Source organism: Coprococcus sp. AM100_B19A, from assembly GCF_027662015.1.
Taxonomy (GTDB): domain Bacteria; phylum Bacillota; class Clostridia; order Lachnospirales; family Lachnospiraceae; genus Allocoprococcus; species Allocoprococcus comes.
Genome location: NZ_JAQDKN010000004.1, coordinates 139,718 through 161,764, shown reverse-complemented (window position 1 = coordinate 161,764; position 22,047 = coordinate 139,718). Strand labels below are relative to the sequence as shown.

Genomic DNA, 22,047 nt, shown 5'->3' with positions numbered 1-22,047 from the left:
AACATGCAAAGCAACGATTTTTATTTTAAAGGAGGAAAAAAGAGTATGGCTAAGTATGTAATGGCACTGGATGCGGGAACAACAAGTAACAGATGTATCCTGTTCAATGAAAAAGGAGAAATGTGCAGCGTTGCACAGAGGGAATTCACACAGTATTTCCCGAAACCGGGCTGGGTTGAACATGATGCAGATGAGATCTGGGCAAGTATGCTTGGTGTAGCCGTTGAAGCAATGAACATGATTGGGGCAGAAGCAGAGGACATTGCAGCAATTGGTATTACGAACCAGAGAGAGACAACCATCGTCTGGGACAAAGAGACAGGAGAGCCGATCCATCATGCAATCGTATGGCAGTGCCGCAGAACTTCTGAGTATTGTGACAGCCTGAAGGAAAAAGGACTTACCGATAAATTCAGAGAAAAAACAGGACTTGTTATCGACGCGTATTTCTCAGGAACAAAGGTAAAATGGCTTCTTGATAATGTGCCGGGAGCAAGAGAGAGAGCAGAAAAGGGAGAATTATTATTCGGTACAGTTGAGACATGGCTGATCTGGAAACTGACAAAAGGTGCAGTTCATGTAACGGATTATTCAAACGCTTCCCGCACGATGCTGTTCAATATCAATACACTTGAATGGGATGATGAGATTCTTGCAGAGCTGAACATTCCGAAATGCATGCTTCCAGAACCAAAACCGTCAAGCTGTGTATATGGAGAAGCAGATCCTTCTTACCTTGGTGGACCGATTCCAATCGCAGGAGCAGCAGGAGACCAGCAGTCCGCACTGTTTGGACAGACATGCTTCAATGCAGGCGAAGCAAAGAATACATATGGAACCGGATGTTTCATGCTAATGAATACCGGTGAGAAACCGATCTTCTCAAAGAACGGACTGGTAACAACCATCGCATGGGGACTGGATGGAAAAGTAAATTACGCACTGGAAGGTTCAATTTTCGTGGCAGGAGCTGCAATTCAGTGGCTGAGAGATGAACTTCGTATTATTGATTCCGCACCGGATTCAGAATACATGGCTAAGAAAGTAAAAGATACAAACGGATGCTATGTAGTACCTGCATTTACCGGACTTGGAGCACCGCACTGGGATCAGTATGCAAGGGGAACGATCGTAGGAATTACACGTGGCGTTAATAAATATCACATTATCCGCGCAACTCTGGAATCCCTTGCTTATCAGGTAAATGATGTTCTGGAAGCAATGAAAGCTGACTCTGGAATTGAACTTGCAGCACTTAAGGTTGACGGTGGAGCAAGTGCAAATGATTTTCTGATGCAGACACAGTCTGACATCATCAATGCACCGGTTAACCGTCCGCAGTGTGTAGAGACAACCGCAATGGGAGCTGCTTATCTTGCAGGTCTTGCAGTTGGATACTGGGCAAGTAAAGAGGATGTTATTAAGAACTGGGCAATTGATAAGACATTCGAGCCAAAGATTGCAGATGAAGAAAGAGAAAAACGGATCAAAGGCTGGAATAAGGCTGTCAAATATGCTTACGGATGGGCAAAAGAAGATTAGATTTTGACAGTAAAAAGGAAATGAAAACAGGACATTGAATAGGGAAAAGGGGGACTTATTATGTTACCTTATATAGCAGAGTTTCTTGGAACAATGATACTTATTATTCTTGGAGATGGAGTAGTAGCAAATGTGAACCTTAACAAATCCGGTATGAAAGGTGCCGGTGCGGTTCAGATTACATTTGCCTGGGGTCTTGCAGTTCTGCTTCCGGCATTTATTTTCGGAGAGGCTTCAGGAGCTTCCTTTAATCCGGCACTTACGATTGCACTTGCAGTGGACGGAAGTTTTGCATGGTCGATGGTTCCTGGATATATCATCGCTCAGATTGCAGGAGCATTCGTAGGAGGATGTATCGTTTATTTACTTTTCAAAGGACAGTTTGACGCAACAGAAGATCCGGGAACAAAGCTTGGTGTATTCTGTACAGGACCTTCGATCGCAAACACAGGACTGAATATTTTCAGTGAGGCAGTTGGAACATTTATCCTTGTATTTGCGATCAAGGGAATTGGAAACGTGACAGGACTTTCCACAGGCGTTGACAAATTATTTGTATTCGGAATTATCGTATCAGTAGGTATGTCACTTGGCGGACTGACCGGTTATGCGATCAACCCGGCAAGAGATCTTGGACCAAGACTTGCACACGCAGTACTTCCAATTAAGGGAAAAGGTGATTCAAACTTCGGATACGGTCTGGTTGTACCGATCATCGGACCAATCATCGGAGCAATCGCAGCAGTATTACTGTATGGGGCAATTCCGTGGTAAAAATTCAGAATTGAAAATGGTAATGGCATGAGATGAGAGAGCCTGACAGGATAACCGCATAGGGAAATGCGTTTACTTGGCAGGCTCTTTTTCATAAGCAGGAAGTTCAGGAAGAAAAAACAGTTATTAAGGAGTGATCTGGGAATGTATGATGTAATAATTATCGGAGCTGGAGTATCCGGTGCGGCAACAGCAAGAGAGCTGTCACGTTATAAAGTGAAGGCATGTGTAATCGAGAAAGAAGAGGATGTATGCTGTGGTACTTCCAAGGCAAACAGTGCAATTGTCCATGCCGGTTATGATGCGGCAGAAGGATCGCTGATGGCAAAACTGAATGTCAGGGGAAATCAGATGATGGAACAGCTTTCAAAGGATCTGGATTTCCCATTTAAGAAAAATGGCTCGCTGGTTGTATGTCTGCATGAAGAGGATATGCCGAATCTTCAGGCACTGTATGACCGAGGCGTTGCAAATGGTGTTAAGGAGTTAAGAATTCTTAACCGTGAGGAATTGAAAGAAATGGAACCGAATATTTCCGATCAGGCGTATGCCGCACTTTATGCACCGACAGCCGGAATTGTATGTCCGTTTAATCTGAACATTGCAATGGCTGAGAATGCAAATGTAAATGGTGTGGAGTTCAAATTTGATACGGAAGTTACGGATCTTAAACCAATAGATGAGGGATGGGAGATCCATACAAATAACGGGGTTTTCCAGACAAGGTACGTGGTAAATGCGGCCGGAGTCTATGCAGACAAGTTTCATAATATGGTAAGTGAGAAGAAGATCCATATTACCCCTAGAAGAGGGGATTACTGCCTGCTTGATAAGAGTGCGGGAAGTCATGTGAGCAAGACGATTTTTGCACTTCCGGGAAAATATGGAAAAGGTATTCTGGTTGCACCGACGGTTCACGGTAATCTGATCCTTGGACCAACGGCGATCGATATCGAAGATAAAGAAGGAACCAATACAACAAGAGAAGGTCTGGATCAGGTGATCGAAAGAGCAGAGATGAATGTGAAAAATATTCCGCTCCGTCAGGTGATTACTTCTTTTGCAGGACTTCGTGCACATGAGGACGGACATGAGTTCCTGATCGGGGAAGTGGAGGATGCAAAAGGATTTATCGACTGTGCGGGCATTGAATCACCGGGACTTACCAGTGCACCGGCAATCGGAGAAATGGTGGCGCAGATCCTCAAGGATAAAATGAATCTGGAAGAAAAAGAAGATTTTATCGCAACAAGAAAGGGCGTTCTGGATCCGAATACACTCAGCAAGGAAGAAAGAATGGAACTGATCAAAGAGAAACCGGAATACGGAAATATTATCTGCCGTTGTGAAATGGTTACAGAAGGCGAGATCATGGATGCGATCAACAGACCGCTCGGCGCCAAATCTCTGGATGGGGTAAAACGCAGGACAAGAGCCGGAATGGGACGCTGTCAGGCAGGATTCTGTTCACCGAGAACGATGGAGATCCTGGCGAGAGAACGCCATGTGAGTATGTTCGAGATCACAAAATCCGGTGGAGATTCTAAAATAATCACAGGTACTAATAAGGATTCGTTATAAAAGGGAGGCATTGCATCATGAGAGCTTATGATATTGTTATCATTGGAGGAGGACCGGCGGGACTTGCGGCTGCAATTTCGGCAAAGAGAAGCGGAGTGGACAGTGTCCTGATCCTGGAAAGAGATAAAGAACTTGGCGGTATCCTGAATCAGTGCATCCACAACGGATTCGGACTCCATACATTTAAGGAAGAACTGACCGGACCGGAATATGCAGGACGTTTTATTGATCAGGCGAAAGAACTGAATATTGAATACAAGCTGAATACAATGGTTATGGATATCAGTCCACAGAAGGTTGTCACCGCAATGAACCGGGAGGAAGGTCTTTTCGAGATTCAGGCAAAGGCAGTTGTTCTGGCAATGGGGTGCCGTGAGCGTTCCAGAGGTGCACTTAATATTCCGGGCTATCGTCCGGCAGGTATTTTCTCGGCAGGTACGGCACAGAGACTGGTCAATATCGAAGGCTATATGCCGGGGCGGGAGGTTGTGATCCTTGGTTCCGGCGACATCGGATTGATCATGGCGAGACGAATGACATTTGAAGGCGCAAAGGTTAAGGTTGTTGCAGAGCTGATGCCGTATTCCGGAGGACTGAAGAGAAATATCGTACAGTGTCTGGATGATTATGACATTCCGCTGAAGCTGAGCCATACGGTTGTTGATATCAAAGGAAAAGAGCGTCTGGAAGGCATTACACTGGCACAGGTGGACGGTCACGGAAAACCGATTCCTGGAACCGAAGAAGAATACAGTTGTGATACCCTCCTCCTTTCCGTAGGCTTGATTCCGGAAAATGAAATTTCAAGAGGTATGGGCGTGGATATGAACCCTGTCACATCAGGACCGAAGGTAAATGAGAGCCTGGAGACAAACATCGAAGGCGTATTTGCCTGTGGAAATGTCCTGCATGTGCATGACCTGGTTGACTTTGTATCGGAAGAAGCCGGAACTGCAGGAAGAAATGCTGCGGAATACGTCAAACAGGGAGAAGAACGCAGACAAGGCGGAAAAGAGATTAAAATGAATCCAGTCGAAGGTGTCCGTTATACAGTTCCGGGAACGATTAACGTAGACCGGATGGATGAAAATCTGATCGTGCGTTTCCGTGTGGGCGGTGTCTATAAGAATTGTTATATCAGTGCATATTTTGATGATGAAAGAGTGATCCACAGAAAACGTCCGGTTGTTGCACCAGGTGAGATGGAAGAGATTAAGCTGACAAAAGAGCAGCTTCTGAAATATCCGGATCTGCAGACCATCACAGTAAAGATTGAGGAGGCGTAGACGATGGAAGAGAGGAAATTGACATGTATCGGCTGTCCGATGGGCTGCCCTCTTACAGTTGTAATGAATGGGGAAGAAGTAGTGAGCGTCACGGGAAATACCTGTAAACGCGGTGATGTATACGCAAGAAAAGAAGTGACGAATCCAACGAGAATCGTAACTTCGACCGTGCGGGTGTCCGGCGGAAGCATCGATATGGTATCGGTGAAGACGAAAGAAGATATCCCAAAGGGCAAGATCTTTGAATGTGTGAAGGCGCTCAAAGGAATTGAAGTCCCGGCTCCGGTTCATATTGGGGATGTGATTCTTGAAAATGTGGCGGACACGGGCGTGGATATTGTTGCGACGAAGAATGTTGAATAAAAGGAAAAGAAGGAGAAGTCCTGTATGGTGACGGAAAGGGTTGCCATATGGGACTTTTTTATATTGTATTCTGGAGAAACATTTTGTGATTTCGTGAAAATCTAAGTATAAACATTTCTGTTTTTCGTTAAGAAAGTGGTATAAACATTTTTTGTTTTCGTTAAGAACTCTATGAAAACATTTCTGTTTTTCGTTAAAAAGTAGGTATAAACATTTTATGATTTCGTGAAAAATGGTATAATTAAGGCGGAAATATGCTATAATACTACCAAGTAAAATGAAATGAGGAATGCGAAATGATTTTTAAAAGAAAAGTTTATGACAAACTGATTGAGTGGAAAACATTGGCAGCAGGCACATCAGCAGTATTGCTTGAAGGAGCCAGACGTATTGGAAAAAGTACCATTGTAGAGGATTTCGCAAAAAATGAATATGATGATTATATGATTCTTGATTTTGCAAGAGAAAGCATAGATGTTAAAAATAATTTTGTCGAGAATATGAATGATTTGGATACGTTTTTCAGAAATCTGTTTCTCCTAAAAGGAAAAAGTTTAAAAGGGAAGAATTGTGTGATTATTTTCGATGAGGTACAGCTGTTTCCACAGGCACGGCAGGCGATAAAATATCTTGTTGCGGATGGACGGTATGAGTATATTGAGACAGGATCACTGATCTCAATTCGGAAAAATGTAAAGGATATACTGATTCCTTCAGAAGAATACCGGATTAAGATGTACCCGATGGATTTTGAAGAATATTTATGGGCAATCAATGATGAGGTTACGATTCCTACAATCAGAGAAGCTTTTGAAAAAAGAAAGCCACTTGGAGATGCGATTCATCGGAGAATCATGAAAAGTTTCCGTACGTATATGGTTGTAGGTGGGATGCCACAAGCGGTAGATGCTTATGTTTCAGGAAAAAGTTATGCGCAGATTGATTTTGTAAAGAGGAATATTCTGAGCCTTTATGAAGAAGATCTGGCAAAATATGATACAGAAAATCGGGAAAAAGCGTCAGTTATTTATCGTACAATACCAGAGCAGCTGGAGAATAAAAATTCGCATTTCAAACTTTCTATGGTGGATAAAAATGCACGTTACCAAAATTATATAGATGCAGTAAGCTTTATTTCAGAAGCAATGATCGGAAATGAGTGTATTAATGTTACAAAGCCGGAAGTTGCATTAGAATTATTTGCAGACAGAAGTAATTTTAAATTATATATGGGTGATACCGGATTACTGGTTACACAGATTATGAAGAACCGGGATAATACAGATGAGGATTTATATAAGGCTCTGATTATAGATAATCTTGGGATAAATCAGGGAATGATTATTGAAAATATTGTAGCACAGATGCTCAGAACGGCAGGTCATGAGTTGTATTTTCATGAATATTTGTATACACCAGAAGGGACGACCAGGGAAAAGAAATATGAGATCGATTTTATGATTGTGAAAAAAAAGAAGATCTGTCCGATTGAAGTAAAATCTTCAAATTATATGTCACACAAATCATTTGATTATCTGATTCAGAAGTATCAGTTAAAATCGGAAGACAGATTTATTATCTATACAAAAGATTTAAAATATCAGGACGGAATTATGTATATACCAATTTATATGACGATGTTACTGTAGGATTCGCAGGAGGACTTTCATGGAACCATTCTATTATACCAAAATGACGAAACAGCAGCAGGCAGCATACCATGTAATCATGCAGGGAGCAAATGCACTTGCGGATGAATTTCAGATACCGCGCATAGAAAGTGCGGAGCTTTATGATGTCTTTTTCAGGCTTCGGCTGGATCATCCGGAGATTTTCTGGATGACAGGATATAAGTATAAATACTATCAGGACTCTCCGAATCTGATCTTTGTACCGGAGTATCTGTTTGACAAAAATAAAATCCGGGAGCATCAGAGGGCAATGTCCTCCAGAGTAGAAAAACTTGCGCGGGCGGCAAAAGATTTGTCTGAATGGGAAAAGGAGAAATATATTCATGATTTTATCTGTGATAATGTGACTTATGATAAGCTGAAAAAGGCGTATTCCCATGAGATCATCGGTCCACTTGGACATGGAGTTGGCGTATGTGAAGGGATTGCAAAATCTGTGAAAATACTCTGTGATGCGCTTGGAATCTGGTGCATGATCGCAGTCTGTGGTAACAATCCGGAAAAAGGGATCAAGTACCGTCATACTTGGAATATCGTAAAAATTGGTGGTACATATTATCATCTGGATGCAACTTTTGACAATACGCTTGGTAAACACAGTGCGGCAGGACAGGAGATCCGCTATGATTATTTCAATCTGGACGACAAGAAGATTTTCCGGGATCATGAACCGCTGATCGCACCGGCACCGGTCTGTACGAATGGGGATCATTTTTATTATCGGGAGAAGAAACTTTCCTTTACAAAAGAAGAAGATGTCTATAAACGGTCGCTGCAGGCGGCTAAGAAGGGCAGGATATTGACCTTTCAGTGGAGAGGCGGCTATCTGACAAGAGAAGTTTTGGAGAAACTTTTGGATCTGCTCCGGAAAGCCGGAGAAGAGAAGCAGAAGGCTGCCAGGATCAGCCTCAACTGGTCGCAGGCAGTGATCCGTGTCAGTTATGTGGAGGACAGAGGACTTGCCTGTGTGGATATGGAAGAGGCAAATGAAGGAGAAAAGGAATAGATGAGTGAACTGGAAATACAGGAAAATATGTCAGCAGAGGAAGCGTTCATGGATACAGAAAATGCATATGAAGAAATTCCGGAGGCCTTCCAGAAGCTTGCCCAGTTACTCGGTCAGGATCAGTTTGAACTTCTGTTTCCAGACAAAGATGTGGAAAACCAGGATGAAATGCGTCTGGTGTATCTGATGAATGATGCAGTGGAAAGCTTTCTGGTATTCTCTGGTGCAAGAATGACCGGACATTATCAGAAAGATTATGAAGGAGAGCTGGACGCAACTTTAAGCCAGGAGGATGGAGAATATGTACTTGTCGTATATCAGGGCGAAACGGTTGTGACCATTTTTTTCCAGGATCTTTCGTTGGAGGTGAACCTTTATAATTACGGAGATGTGGGACATTTCTGGGTGAAAGGGTATGAGTATCTGCGGATTCTGGAATATCGTCTGGCGATTCTGAGCGATAAATGTGAATACCTTGGAGAAAAGGCAACAAGTGATACAGAACGGAAACTTGCAAAACTGGTACATTTTCCTCCGCTGAACTATACCTGTTATCCGGCAGTTCCGGCAAAATATATTGTCCCGATGGAAGATCCGTGGAATCCGACCGAAGAGGCAATGGATGTAATGGAAGAGCTTGTTAAAGAAGCAGGGGATAAAAGTCTGTTGTGGTGGCTGCAAAGATACCGGAGATATCATGGAAAAAGAATGAGCAGATGGATTGCCCGACTATTACATCGGGAGAAACATGCGGCGGTTGTAGACTTGCTAAATAAAAAACTTGCCAAAGAAGCGGAAAATTATCCACGGAGGGATTTTGGGGAGAAATTTAATCAGAAATATCAGAACATTTTGAAAAAAGCCGAAAAAAGAAAAGCAGAACTGGAGTCGAACGGACAGAAAGTTACACTTGTACGTGAGGAGCCATTTGCTGCGGCGAGAGATTCGGTAGATTTCAAAGTGTACCTGATGATTTGGAAAGAAAAACAGGGGAACCGTGTTGCTGAAATAGAGGAATTTTAGCAATGGATGATATGAGAACTTAGAAAATAGAAACAGGTCAACGGAGTGAGACTCAATTGATATTCAAAGAGAGGAACAAATACAAATGATCAACCGAGAAGATATGCTGGAATTGACGCGGCGGATGACGCCTGCGAGAACATCATTCACAAGAATAGCAGGCTGTTATGTAGATGCAGACGGAGATTTTGACGGAAGCTTTAACATCAACTTCCTCAAACTCTCTGCGTCAGAAAAAACAAAAAATCTCGCAATCGCCAAAACAATTCCATTTGCAGAGACAAACACAAAACTGAAAAAATACGAGATCCAGCCGGAAAATCAGAAAGCCGGAAGTATGTGGCAGCTTTTGATGGCGCTCAGAGACTGTGAACTTAAAAACGATGCCCTAATGGATACTCTTTATGATATCATCATGGAAAACATCCGGATCACCACCCCTTACGCGATCTATGTTTTCCATGATAACTACGATATCCCAGCCAAAGCCACCGACAAAGAACGCCTCGGAGAATCCGAAGAGATGTTCCCTTACCTCATCTGCGCCATCTGTCCCCTTGTCGGCGAATACGAACCCGGATCCCCAACATCCGGCTTCCTCTTCCCCGCCTTTACAGACCGCAGCGGTGACCTGAACCATATAAATATCTATGGCATAACTGAAAAGAAACGTGAAGAACTTGGTAGACTTATATCTTTATAATAATGTGTTGTTGGAAATATTTTAAAGATACAAATTTTTAAAAACTAAAACAAATCATTATACTCAAATTTATTTATCCGTTTTTTCGTCCCCCTCCAACACCTTAAAACCTACCTTATTCATCCATCAGCAAGCTCCGGAACTCCGTAAAGAAACGTCCCTGCTCTTCTTTGGTCATCTTAACCAGCATCTCCAGGCTTTCCATACTGATCCGCCCAGCTGAGAACAGCAGTTCCGTATAATCCCATTTCGTATATCCATACTCTTTTTCCCAGTCGCAGATTTTCTTCATTCCATAATAATAGCAGGTGAAATATCCCGGCGCATTCTGGTGTGCCTGTACCTGGGCGCGGGCAGTTACGCGGTCAAAGCCAAGCTCTTCTTCGTAGATTTTTACAGCATCTTCCAGTGTCGCTCCAAAATAATACAGCTGCAGATCAACCAGGATACGGACAGAGGCATGATGACGGCGGAATGCAACGAACAGAGGGAAGAACGGGTCTTCCGCAAAGATAAAGGTAAATGCGCGTTCAGTCCGAATACAGGTTCCCTCTTCCAGAGGTACACTTTTTGCTCCTATTTTTACAGTTTCCGGTGTTGGATCGATCGCTGCACGGATAAACTGGACATGGTGTCCCGGATAAGTTTCGTGCATGGTATTCATCTTGATCCAGCCATCGGTAATGTTCTGATAATTATATTGATTCAGGAACATCTGGCCGCGGAGCGGTTTGACACGGAAATCACCACCCTCATAACCGCCCCAGGGGTAAGAATCCTTATAGCAAGGCGGAAGAGGAACGCACAGACAGGTTTCATCTTCCGGAAGACGTACATATTCATGAGCGACAGCACGGGTACGTTTCAGATAATTTCTGGCACGTGTATACATTTCCTCGGCACTGTCACAAGGACCAGCATAGCGGAAAAGCACATCACTGACTTCTTTCATTGTCTTCGGAGTTCCTTCCGGAAGCTCTAATTTGGAGGCGATTTCGAATACTTCAGCACGGGTCTTTTCAATTTCTTCTTTATGCCATGCAAGCAGTTCGTCGAGAGATACACCAAGACGGTTTTTCAGAAGGCTGCGGTAAGCTTCCGGATCCATCTTGATGGTCTTTGAGAGATCATCCTTTAATAATTCTTCAGAGTCAGACTGGCAGTCTGAACCGAGTAAATCTGCCATTTCCTGAAGCTGATCGATAAAAATCCGGAAGGACTGTGATAAAGACGCAATCTGTTCTTCTGTGAAATCCGGGAAATATTCATTTAACAGTTTCAGGTCGCGCTGCATATCCAGCCTTGCGCGGGCAAAGGCAGAAGAAAGGGAAGCTTCATTTTCTCCGTATTGTGTATGGATCAGATTAAGGATCAAATCCTGATTTTCATGGAATGTCTGTAATTTTCTGGTCAGGACATCGAGACGTACTTCATTAGAACGCCTGTCACAGCGTGCGATTTCCTGAAGATAATAAACAAAATTCAGGAAAGGTGCTTCCGGACTGTGTTCTTTTTCTTCGATAGTAAATTTGAGAGAATCCAGGAAGTCTTTCAGATGATGCTTCACCAGACGATAGACATTGTCCGGTGCATCCAGGTTTTCAACCTGTGTTTTTAAATCGTTCCATTTTTCGCGGACCGACCTGATCTTTTCGGGAGTCGGGAGAAAAAGGATATTTTCAAAAGAACGGTGGCTTTCGAGTTGGTCATGCAAAATGGCAAGTTCTCTGTCAAGTTCGCGGTAAGTATTGGTTAAGTCAGTATTTTTCATGAGTAAATGGCACTCTCCTTTTTTAGAAATTTGTTCTAATTGTATCTTACCGCAGAAAATGTCAAATGAAAAGCAGGACAGATAAAAAGATTCGCGTGTCGACTTATGCCCCTTTCTGTGATATGATAATCAAGAGATTATTATGAGCAGAAAGGGGCATTTTTTCGATGGCAGCAACATCTGAAAATAAGCCAAAACAATATATATCTGTCGGGATCCTGGCACATGTGGATGCTGGAAAGACGACGCTTTCGGAAGGAATCCTTTATCTTACCGGTCAGATCAGGAAGCTTGGAAGAGTTGACCACGGAGATGCGTTTCTGGACACGTATACGCTGGAGAGAAGCCGGGGGATTACCATTTTTTCCAAGCAGGCGAATTTTGCGCTTGGAGACAAGCAGGTGACTCTTCTTGATACACCGGGGCATGTGGACTTTTCAGCAGAAATGGAGCGTACCCTGCAGGTTCTTGATTATGCAATCCTGGTTGTCAGCGGAGCGGACGGTGTGCAGGGACATACACGAACCCTGTGGAATCTTCTTGCAAGGTATCAGGTTCCGACCTTTATTTTCATAAATAAGATGGATCAGGACGGTACGAACAGACAGGACAGACTTGCTGAATTAAAGCGGAAGCTCAGCGGAGAGTGTGTGGACTTTACAGAAGCGGGTGAAGAATTTCTGGAAGAGCTGTCTATGTGCGATGAGACGGTAATGGAAAGCTATCTGGAAAATGGAAAGATCACGACAGGTCAGATTCAGACGCTGATCCGGGAACGAAAGGTATTTCCATGCTATTTCGGTTCTGCACTGAAGCTGGAAGGTGTGCAGGAATTACTGGACGGACTGGAAAAATACATGGACGGACCGGTAAGCGGGACGCATGCTGAAGAAGCTTTTGGAGCGAAGGTATATAAGATATCCAGAGATTCACAGGGCAGCCGCCTGACACATATGAAGATCACAAACGGAGTACTGAAGGTCAAAGAGATCCTGGAATATATGGCAGAGGAAGAACTTTTGCAGGAGAAAGTCAACCAGATCCGGATTTATTCCGGGGACAAGTACGAGATGGTGCAGGAAGCAGAAAAAGGCTGTATCTGTGCTGTGACAGGACTTACCCGGACTTATCCGGGACAGGGGCTTGGGATGCAGCAAAGTTCTTCGGCACCGATACTGGAGCCGGTTCTGAATTACCGGGTGGAGCTGCCGGAAGGCTGTGATGTCCACCGGATGCTGCAGAATTTCAGACAACTGGAGGAAGAAGATCCGATGCTCCGTGTAGTCTGGAATGAAGAGGCAGGAGAGATTCAGGTCCAGCTGATGGGCGAAGTGCAGACGGAGATTCTGCAAAGTCTTGTAAAAGAACGGTTTGACGTGGATATTTCTTTTGGAAGTGGGAATATTGTTTACAAAGAAACGATTAAAAATACAGTTGAAGGAGTAGGGCATTTTGAGCCGCTGCGTCATTATGCAGAAGTGCATCTGATACTGGAACCGGGAGAGCCGGGAAGTGGAATCACGATCGATACGATCTGCAGTGAGGATGTGCTGGACAAGAACTGGCAGCGACTGATCCTGACACATGTGCTGGAAAGAGAGCACCGGGGCGTTCTGACGGGATCGGTGCTCACTGATGTGAAGATCACACTTGCCAGTGGACGTGCACATCTGAAGCATACAGAGGGCGGAGACTTCCGCCAGGCGGTGTATCGTGCGATCCGCCAGGGACTGATGCAGGCAGAGAATGTACTGCTTGAACCGTATTATGCATTTCGTCTGGAAATTCCGTCAGAGATGACAGGTCGTGCACTTACGGATATTCAGCGGATGAATGGAGAATTTGACGGACCGGAGACGGAAGATGATATGGCTGTGGTCACCGGAAGTGCACCGGTGTCTGAAATGCAGGATTATCAGAGAGAAGTAACCACATACAGCAGAGGAAGAGGGAAACTGTTCTGTACGCTGAAGGGATATTTTCCATGCCATAACCAGGACGAGGTTGTAGAGGCGATTGGTTACGATCCGGAGCGGGATGTGGAGAATCCGACGGGCTCTGTATTCTGTGCTCATGGAGCAGGATATAATGTACCGTGGCAGGAAGTGCCGGAACATATGCATATTGAGGCACAGCTTCCGAAGATCCTGGAAGAGCGGAAAAGGCTGGCAGGAGAGACAGAAAAAAGTCTGGATGAGACTGTACCGGTAAATTTACGCAAGGAGAAAAGCGGATCAGCAGAAGCAGCAGCCAGAGGCGGCAGGCATTATGCGCGTAATGCCAGAGAAGACAGGGAACTGGAAGAGATTTTTATCCGGACTTACGGACGGGTAGAGAGAAAAGCCGATCGTCTTCCAAAGACTGTGACTGCAGGGAAAACGCCAAAAGCAAAGAAAGATGAAGAAGGCGTACAGGAATATTTGCTGGTAGATGGTTATAATGTTATTTTCGCATGGGATGATCTGAAAGAACTGGCAAAAGAGAATATTGAAGCAGCAAGAAATAAACTGATGGATGTGCTTTGCAATTATCAGGGGTTCAAGAATTATCCTCTGATCCTGGTATTTGATGCCTACAAGGTTGAAGGCGAAGCAATGGAAATCTTCAAATACCACAACATTCATGTTGTGTATACAAAAGAAGCTGAGACGGCGGATATGTACATTGAAAAGGTAGTACATGAAGTCGGAAGAAAGTATCATGTGACGGTAGTTACATCAGATGGTGTGGAACAGGTGATCACACAGGGACAGGGAGGTACGATCATATCTTCCCGGGAGTTCCTGGAAGAGGTGAAGATCGTGAACCGGCAGATTCAGGAAGAATGGGAGCTGCACAAAGAGAGTGCGAAAAATTATCTGTTCGATCATATGGACAGAGAGCTTGCCGGTCATATGGAAGAGGTCCGCATGGGCCGGAAAGAATTGGGTGAGAGAGCAAATGATCAATAAAGAGGAATTTCTGAAAACCTGTAATCTGACAGAGGATGACCTTACGGCTGCCCGGATTTCCTGGGAGGAGCTGACAGAGATCTATGAAGATTATATGTCAAAAACGAAATTGTTCCGTCATCTGGGAAAAGAATTTGTAGATGAATATATTTATGATATTGAGCGGGCAGGGATCCATTCCTATCGTTACAGAACCAAGAATCCAATGCACCTTCTGGAAAAGATCATCCGGAAGCGGAAAGAAAATTATGCAAAATTTGAACATATCAACAAATCGAATTACCACAAATACATCACAGATTTGATTGGTATCAGGGTTTTCTTCCTTTACCGGGAGGACTGGATCCATTTTCATAAGTTCATCACTTCGATGTTTGAAAATGATCCGAACAATTATGTAGAGGACAGGCTGCGGGATTTTGATGAGGATCCGGAGCACTGCTATATCGCAGAACGTCCAAAAGTATACAAGCGTTCCGGGGATACGAGGATTTATGACAGTACGCAGATTGAAGTGCGGACAGGCGGGTATTACCGTTCACTGCATTATATCATCAAGTATCACGGATACTATCTGGAAATCCAGGGCAGAACGCTTTTTGAAGAAGGATGGAGCGAGATTGACCATGATATTGTGTATCCGTATTACAAGGATGATGAGATGCTGACGGAGTTTTCCGGACTGCTGAACAGGCTTTCGGGAGTGGCAGATGAGATGAGTTCGTATTTCAGAAAGATGAAAAAACTCAGAGAAGAAGAACCGGATAAAAAATAAAGGATCTCTTATAAAAAATTAAAAATAAAAAGCAAAAGACGTTTAAAACAAAAGGAAATAAAGTATTGTAAAATTTGTTTGACAAATAAAAATTGTCTAATTATAATTACATCCTATTAAACGCGACGGGGCATAACAAAAAGTTATGTTCCGTTTGTTTTATATATTGGGAAATTGCATTTTAAAGTATATAAGAACAGAAAGGTCAAATGCCAAGAGGCATAGCTGCAGAAAATTGCGGTTATGCTTTTTTTGTTAGGTTAAGGGCCTGTTTTCATTGTGGAGTTTTTCGTTGATCCGAAAAACGGAACTTTGAAAACCAAAAAACCACCTGCAAGGTGAGTCAGCATTGCTTTAGCTTACAGAAAAATCTCCTGTGATACAATAATGATGGTTCGCCAACCACATGAAAGTACAAGGAGGTATCCAAATGGATATAAATAGTTTATCACATACGAAATGGAATTGTAAATATCACATAGTTTTGCACCGAAATTTAGAAGAAAAATAATATATGGACAATTAAAAAGAGACATAGCAGGTATTTTAAGCATGTTATGCAAAAGAAAAAGGGTCAGGATAGTAGAAGCAGAGATGTGTCCAGATCATGTACATATGTTAGTAGAATTACCATCAAGTATAAGTGTATCAAGTTTTGTAGGGTATTTAAAGGGGAAGAGTACGTTAATAATCTTCGAAAGACATGCAAATTTGAAATATAAATTTGGGAACAGACATTTCTGGTGCCGAGGATATTATGTAGATACAGTAGGAAAAATGCGAAGAAAATACAGGAATATATTCAAAATCAATTAAAAGAAGATTATGAATATGACCAGATGACGTTGCGGCTGACGAACCATTTCGATGAGTCTTTAGACTCCAGCGCCGGGAAAAAGCCCTTATAGGGCGTGAACAAACCACCGGCTAAGCCGGTGGTTCTGATTAAAACTTTTTGTCAGAATGAAAAATTGAATCATTTAGTATAAAACAGGCAATAGTTGACAACCCCGCAAAAATCAGTGTAATAACAGCAAGTCCCAAAAAGAAAAATCCAAGAGAAATCTGATCAAATACCTTTCCCATAATTCCATAGCACAAAGCAGTGGTGCAAGTGCGCAGCATAGAAACAACGGACAAGATAGTGGCACGATATTTGGAGTCTATATAATCCTGGATAATACTGTCAGAAACAGCAAAAAGTATTTCCGGTATAAAACAGGCAATAATTGTAAAAATCAGGAAAACAGAAGGATTTTTCATGCGCATCAATAGCAGAAACAGAAATCCCTGTATGAATAAACCATATATAAATATCTGTTTCCGATTTAATATTTTCAAAATAAATCCAACTAACAGGTAGGCTGCTGAATTGATAAAATACGATGCGGAAAAGAAAAGTCCGATTGTTGCAACAGTAATGTGAATTCGATCTAAAAACAATTGATTCATATTATAATATCCGCAAAATATACCATCTGTTATGCTGGAAATGAGAATGAAAAAGCATAAGATTGTTCCAGGTCTGTATTTTTTGAAATCGGTTTTGAGATGAACTGTTTTGGAATTATGTTCCGGTTCATCAATATTTTTTAAAAATACAATTGCAAAGAGCATGGTAATTATCTGAATACCATAAACAAGATTCCATGAATATGCAGCCAGTTCTCCACCGATAAAGATTGAAATACCAATTGTCAGTGATTCAAGTGAAAGAACTTTTGAATTTATTTTCAAATAGTCATTTTCAGTATGCTCTCTTTTTAAAATATCATATAATAATGCACTGTTACTACCGGTGACAAATGTGTAGGCAAATCCTTCCAATCCTGCCAGAATCATAAAAGCAACCGGTTTTTTGGAGATTATCATTGTAAATGAATGAAGTGCGAGTAAAAAGCATCCGAGCATCAGGGAGTTCCGTTTTCCGAATTTATCACCAAAATAGCCGGTAGGTATTTCAAAAATGGTGATGGAAATATTTAACACAATGGAATAAAGTGCCACTTCGGAAACGCTTAAACCTTTGTGGGTTAAAAACAGCAGAAAAATTCCGCGGGTCAGGGCGATGGAAGTTAGTACCGTATATAGTGTGTAAAAAAGTAAGTTTTTGCTTTTATAAAATGGTTTCATGAGTGTACCTTTTTGTGATAATATTTGTGAATGAAATACAGTTATTCTTTAGTATATCATGCATGAATTTATAAAGAAAGAAATATATAGGGAAGTGGGAAGCGAGCGTTGCTTACTTCCCACTTCCCGGTTATAATTGGAATAACAGAAATTAAGTCAGAAAGGATGGATTCAATGGAATATATAACATCTCTACAGGCAGCAGATAAATGGAATCTTTCAAAACGTCAGGTAAATGCGCTGTGCAAAAGCGGATAAATATATGGTGCAGTAAAAAAAAGGACAGCGTTGGATGATACCGGAGGATGCAACTTTTGAAAAATATCTCAATCATTACGATGTGATTTATCTGGATATTACCTTGTAGGAATTAATTACAAAAAAGCAACGAAAGAACATACCTGTAAAATAGAAGTGATTATTCTTTAATCAGGCATTTATGGAGGAAGAAAACCATGCGATTTCTTCATTTATCAGACCTGCACCTCGGTAAGCGTGTGAATGAATTTTCCATGCTGGAGGATCAGGCATATATTTTAAAAGAGATACTGAACATTATCGATGCGCAGAAGGTGGAAGCGGTTCTGATCGCGGGCGACATTTACGACAAGGTGATTCCGTCCGCAGAGGCGGTGAGGCTTCTGGATGATTTCCTGACAAGGATCGCCGCGAGGGAGCTGCCGGTGTTTCTGATCAGTGGAAACCATGATTCTGCAGAAAGAATTGCTTTCGGTTCAAGACTGATGAGCAGCAGACAGATCTATCTTTCACCGGTATTTGAGTCGGATGTAGAACCGATAACGATAAGTGACCGGCACGGTGAGATCAATATTTACATGCTTCCATTTGTGAAGCCGTCTTTGGTAAAAAGAGTGTATCCGGAGGAAGAAATCATCACCTATCAGGATGCTGTAAATGCGGCAGTGCAGCATATGCAGATCGACACAGACAAACGAAATATCCTGCTTGCGCATCAGTTCGTGACCGGTGCGGCAAGATGTGATTCAGAAGAACTGTCTGTAGGCGGTGTGGATGATGTGGACGCATCTGTCTTTGACGGATTTGATTATGTGGCGCTTGGACATCTCCATGGCCCGCAGAAGATCGGGAAAGAGACAGTGCGGTATTCGGGAACGCCGCTCAAATATTCTTTTTCTGAAACCAATCATAAAAAAGCAGCAGTCATCGTTGATGTAGAAGAAAAAGGCAAAATAAATATTCAGCAGATTCCATTTTTGCCGAAACATGATATGCGGGAGATCAGAGGAACTTACATGGAAGTGACTGCACTGGATTTTTACAAGGATATGAACACGGACGATTATCTTCACATTACGCTGACTGATGAAGAGGATATACCGGATGCAATCGGGAAGCTCAGAACGATTTATCCGAATATCATGAAGCTGTCTTATGACAATCTGCGGACGAGAGCGGCAGGGACAGTGAGAGGAACGGCAGAAGTAGAGGAGAAATCCCCGATGGAGCTTTTAAGAGAGTTCTATGAGCTTCAGAACAACCAGCCCATGACGGATGAACAGGAAGAGATTGCCAGAGGAATGATGGAAGAAATATGGGAGGATGAGAGATGAGACCGATAAAACTTACGATTTCTGCATTCGGACCGTATGCAAAAGAGACAGAGATCATTCTGGATGAACTTGGTGAGCGGGGACTTTATCTGATAACCGGCGATACCGGTGCCGGAAAGACCACAATTTTTGATGCAATCGCATTTGCACTTTACGGAGAAGCGAGTGGAAATGAAAGAGAGCCGGGGATGCTTCGGAGTAAATATGCGGATCCGAAGACGCCGACCTTTGTGGAATTGGAGTTCTTCTATCAGGGGCAGAACTACCATATCCGGAGAAATCCGGAGTACATGCGTCCAAAGGACAGGGGCGAGGGCATGACGCTGCAAAGAGCGGATGCGGTACTGGAATTTCCGGATGACAGGCTTCCGGTCACAAAGGCAAAAGAGGTCACAAAAGCAGTGACAGAACTGATCGGGCTCGACCGCGGACAATTTACTCAGATTGCAATGCTGGCGCAGGGAGATTTTATGAAGCTTCTGTTTTCAAAAACTGAGGAGCGGAGCAAAATTTTCCGGGAAATTTTCCATACCAGACCGTATCTTGCGTTTCAGGAGAAAATGAAAAATGCAAGCGGCAGACTGCAGGAACAGTATGAGGATGTCAGCAAAAGCATTTTGCAGTACATGAAGGATATCAGCTGTGATGAGGATGACGTGCTTGCTGCGGATGTGAAAAAGATCCGTGAGAGCAAAGCGGTGGTTCATGCGGACAAGGTTCTGGAACTTTTGGAAACTCTGACAAATCAGGATGCAGATTCGGTGAAAGAAAAGAAGAAGAATTTAACAAAGATCGAGAAAGATCTGGAAGAGCTGAACCAGAGAATCGGAAAGGCAGAGGCAGTGATCCGTGCAAAAAAGGAACTGGAAAAAGCAGAGCAGACGATAGCAGAGAAGACACCAACGCTGAAAGAACTGGAGATGGCACTGAAGAAAGAACAGGGAAAAGTGCCGGAAAGAGAGCAGTTAACAGAAGAGATCGGAAAGAGGCAGGAAAAGCTTGCAGAGTATGACGAATTAAAAAAACTTCAGAAGCAGATTAAAGAGCTTGAAAAACAGATTGAGATATTAAAGGGCCGGGAAAGCCGGTATCAGGAAAAGAAAGCGCAGATGCAGGCGCAGCTGGAACAGAAAAGGAATTTACTGGAACAGCTGAAGGATGCGGAAATTAAAGTTCTGAAAGTTACAGCAGAACAAAAAGAGGTTTCAGTAAGAAAAGAAACGGCAGAAGACATTCTTATTCAATATAAAAGATACCAAAGACAGAAGAAAAGTGTGGAAGAGGCGCAGAAAGCATACCTTGTCATGCAGGAGGAATGTACAGAGCGAAAGACACAGCTTGCCTGGATGGAGAGGGCATTTCTGGATGAGCAGGCGGGGATTCTTGCAAAGGTTCTGAAAACGGGAGCGCCGTGCCCGGTGTGCGGATCGGTCCACCATCCATGTCCGGCACAGATGACGGAGGGTGCACCGGAAAAAGAAGAGCTTGAAAAATACCGGAAAGAGACTGCCGATGTGGAGAAAAAGACGAATGATGCAAGCTTTAAGGCAAATGAAAAGCTGGTCCAGTTAAAAGCGCTGGAAGAAGAAATCCAAAAGAGTGTGAAAAACTTTGACAGCAGCATACAGGAAGAAGAGATTGAAAAATCGCTGGCGTTGATCGGTCAACAGATGGATGCCCTCGAAAAGTCAGAAAAGGAATTACAGAAAAAGCTGGAAGTAGCTAAAGAAGCAGTGGCAGAAAAGCAGAAGCTGGAAGCTGAGATCCCGGAACTGGAGCAGATGCAGAAAAAGCTTCAGGAGGAAGAACAGGAGCGAAAGGATCAGCTCCTTGTGTCTGAGAGAGATAAAGCAAATGCAGAAGAGCAGGCTGTGAAGGTGCGTGGCAAACTGGAATTTCCGGAGAAAGCAGAAGCAGAACAGAAGATCAAAGAGCTGGATAAGCAGAAAAAAGAAATCGATAAGAATCTGAATGCTGCCCAGAAGGCATTCCAGGACTGCAGTCAGTCGGTAGAAGCGGCAAAGACGAAGAAGAAAACGCTGGAGAAGCAGATTGCGGGTAATAAAGAAACCGATATGGAAGAACTTGTCCAGGCACGACAGGAAGTATCAGGTGCGAAAAAAGAGCTTCAAAAACAGATGGAAGAGATCAGGATCCGTTATGAAAACAATCTGAAAATCAGGAATGCGATCGACAAGCAGAGTGCAAAGCTTCTGGAGCTTGAGCGGAACTGGACACAGGTGCGTGAGATTTCCGATACGGTAAACGGAAAAATCAAAGGAGGTTCCAAAGAAAAGATCAAATTTGAAACCTACATCCAGACCAATTATTTTGACCGGATCATTGCCCGTGCAAATACGCGGTTTATGGTGATGAGTGGAGGACAATATGAGCTGAAACGCCAGACTGATACGGATGACCGGAAGAGTCAGAGTGGTCTGGAACTGAACGTAATCGATCACTACAATGGTTCTGAGCGAAGTGTGAAGACGCTTTCCGGCGGGGAATCCTTTAAAGCTTCTCTTTCGCTGGCACTCGGACTTTCTGATGAGATCCAGGCATCGGCAGGCGGAATCCAGCTGGATACCATGTTTGTCGATGAAGGATTTGGTTCACTGGATGAAGAGTCACTGGAACAGGCGATGAAAGCACTGAATGGTCTTACGGAGGGCAACCGTCTGGTGGGAATCATTTCCCATGTACAGGAATTAAAAGCAAGGATTGAGAAACAGATTGTGGTGACAAAGGAAAAAGCAGGCGGAAGCAGAGTGGAACTTAAGATTGACTGATCTGTACCGGAGAAGAATTTCATGCTGAGATGAAGCGGAGCACCAATGGAGGTGGGGAAAATTCACC

The 22,047-nt window shown here is 43.2% G+C and carries 15 protein-coding genes and 1 pseudogene; 14 read left to right on the top strand and 2 right to left on the bottom strand.

Translation table 11 applies throughout. The features are described from left to right. Positions 1–45: 45 nt before the first annotated feature. From glpK to PGQ33_RS05650, 9 genes are all read left to right on the top strand, one after another. On the top strand, positions 46–1,542 hold the full coding sequence (glpK, locus tag PGQ33_RS05690) for a glycerol kinase GlpK (RefSeq protein ID WP_008373317.1): 1,497 nt from the start codon (positions 46–48) through the stop codon (positions 1,540–1,542). A gap of 60 nt (positions 1,543–1,602) precedes the next feature. Next, positions 1,603–2,316, top strand: a complete 714-nt coding sequence (locus PGQ33_RS05685; protein WP_022220047.1) for an MIP/aquaporin family protein — start codon at positions 1,603–1,605, stop codon at positions 2,314–2,316. Between the two features lie 144 nt (positions 2,317–2,460). Then, positions 2,461–3,897, top strand: a complete 1,437-nt coding sequence (locus tag PGQ33_RS05680; RefSeq protein ID WP_117557316.1) for an NAD(P)/FAD-dependent oxidoreductase — start codon at positions 2,461–2,463, stop codon at positions 3,895–3,897. A gap of 17 nt (positions 3,898–3,914) precedes the next feature. Beyond that, positions 3,915–5,183, top strand: a complete 1,269-nt coding sequence (locus tag PGQ33_RS05675) for an NAD(P)/FAD-dependent oxidoreductase (RefSeq protein ID WP_270205416.1) — start codon at positions 3,915–3,917, stop codon at positions 5,181–5,183. Positions 5,184–5,186: 3 nt separating this feature from the next. Next, a complete protein-coding gene (locus PGQ33_RS05670; RefSeq protein ID WP_055260332.1) occupies positions 5,187–5,546 on the top strand; it encodes a DUF1667 domain-containing protein in 360 nt (119 codons plus the stop codon). Positions 5,547–5,842: 296 nt separating this feature from the next. Continuing rightward, complete coding sequence (locus PGQ33_RS05665; RefSeq protein ID WP_117557319.1) at positions 5,843–7,195, top strand: ATP-binding protein; 1,353 nt, start codon at positions 5,843–5,845, stop codon at positions 7,193–7,195. A gap of 19 nt (positions 7,196–7,214) precedes the next feature. After that, positions 7,215–8,243, top strand: a complete 1,029-nt coding sequence (locus tag PGQ33_RS05660; protein ID WP_270205415.1) for a transglutaminase domain-containing protein — start codon at positions 7,215–7,217, stop codon at positions 8,241–8,243. Further along, entirely contained in the window at positions 8,244–9,266 is a 1,023-nt protein-coding gene (locus tag PGQ33_RS05655; RefSeq protein WP_270205414.1) for a DUF3878 family protein, read from the top strand. 85 nt (positions 9,267–9,351) lie between these two features. Continuing rightward, positions 9,352–9,969: a DUF4317 family protein gene (locus PGQ33_RS05650; RefSeq protein WP_195253493.1), complete on the top strand. Its 618-nt coding sequence runs from the start codon at positions 9,352–9,354 to the stop codon at positions 9,967–9,969. Positions 9,970–10,084: 115 nt separating this feature from the next. Here PGQ33_RS05650 and PGQ33_RS05645 read toward each other — a convergent pair whose 3' ends face one another. Continuing rightward, positions 10,085–11,740 (bottom strand): DUF885 family protein, encoded by a 1,656-nt coding sequence (locus PGQ33_RS05645; RefSeq protein ID WP_270205413.1) that lies wholly within the window; start codon positions 11,738–11,740, stop codon positions 10,085–10,087. Between the two features lie 167 nt (positions 11,741–11,907). Here PGQ33_RS05645 and PGQ33_RS05640 point away from each other — a divergent pair, with 167 nt between their 5' ends. From PGQ33_RS05640 to tnpA, 3 genes and pseudogenes are all read left to right on the top strand, one after another. Next, the gene (locus tag PGQ33_RS05640; RefSeq protein ID WP_270205412.1) at positions 11,908–14,691 is read left to right on the top strand and encodes a translation factor GTPase family protein; all 2,784 of its coding nucleotides are present in this window, start codon (positions 11,908–11,910) and stop codon (positions 14,689–14,691) included. Beyond that, entirely contained in the window at positions 14,681–15,466 is a 786-nt protein-coding gene (locus tag PGQ33_RS05635) for a GTP pyrophosphokinase (RefSeq protein WP_270205411.1), read from the top strand. Before PGQ33_RS05640 ends, PGQ33_RS05635 begins: the two co-directional genes overlap by 11 nt. A 430-nt stretch (positions 15,467–15,896) precedes the next feature. Further along, positions 15,897–16,374, top strand: a pseudogene (gene tnpA / locus PGQ33_RS05630) (IS200/IS605 family transposase). 37 nt (positions 16,375–16,411) lie between these two features. On the opposite strand, the gene PGQ33_RS05625 reads toward tnpA, so the two are convergent. Beyond that, positions 16,412–17,599 (bottom strand): MFS transporter, encoded by a 1,188-nt coding sequence (locus PGQ33_RS05625; RefSeq protein ID WP_270205410.1) that lies wholly within the window; start codon positions 17,597–17,599, stop codon positions 16,412–16,414. Between the two features lie 455 nt (positions 17,600–18,054). On the opposite strand from PGQ33_RS05625, the gene PGQ33_RS05620 reads away from it, so the two are divergent. Then, positions 18,055–19,191, top strand: coding sequence for an exonuclease SbcCD subunit D (locus PGQ33_RS05620; protein WP_270205409.1), 1,137 nt, complete (start codon positions 18,055–18,057; stop codon positions 19,189–19,191). Further along, positions 19,188–21,980 carry an SbcC/MukB-like Walker B domain-containing protein gene (locus tag PGQ33_RS05615; protein WP_270205408.1) on the top strand — a complete coding sequence of 931 codons (2,793 nt, stop codon included), beginning with the start codon at positions 19,188–19,190 and terminating at the stop codon, positions 21,978–21,980. Before PGQ33_RS05620 ends, PGQ33_RS05615 begins: the two co-directional genes overlap by 4 nt. Positions 21,981–22,047: the final 67 nt, after the last annotated feature.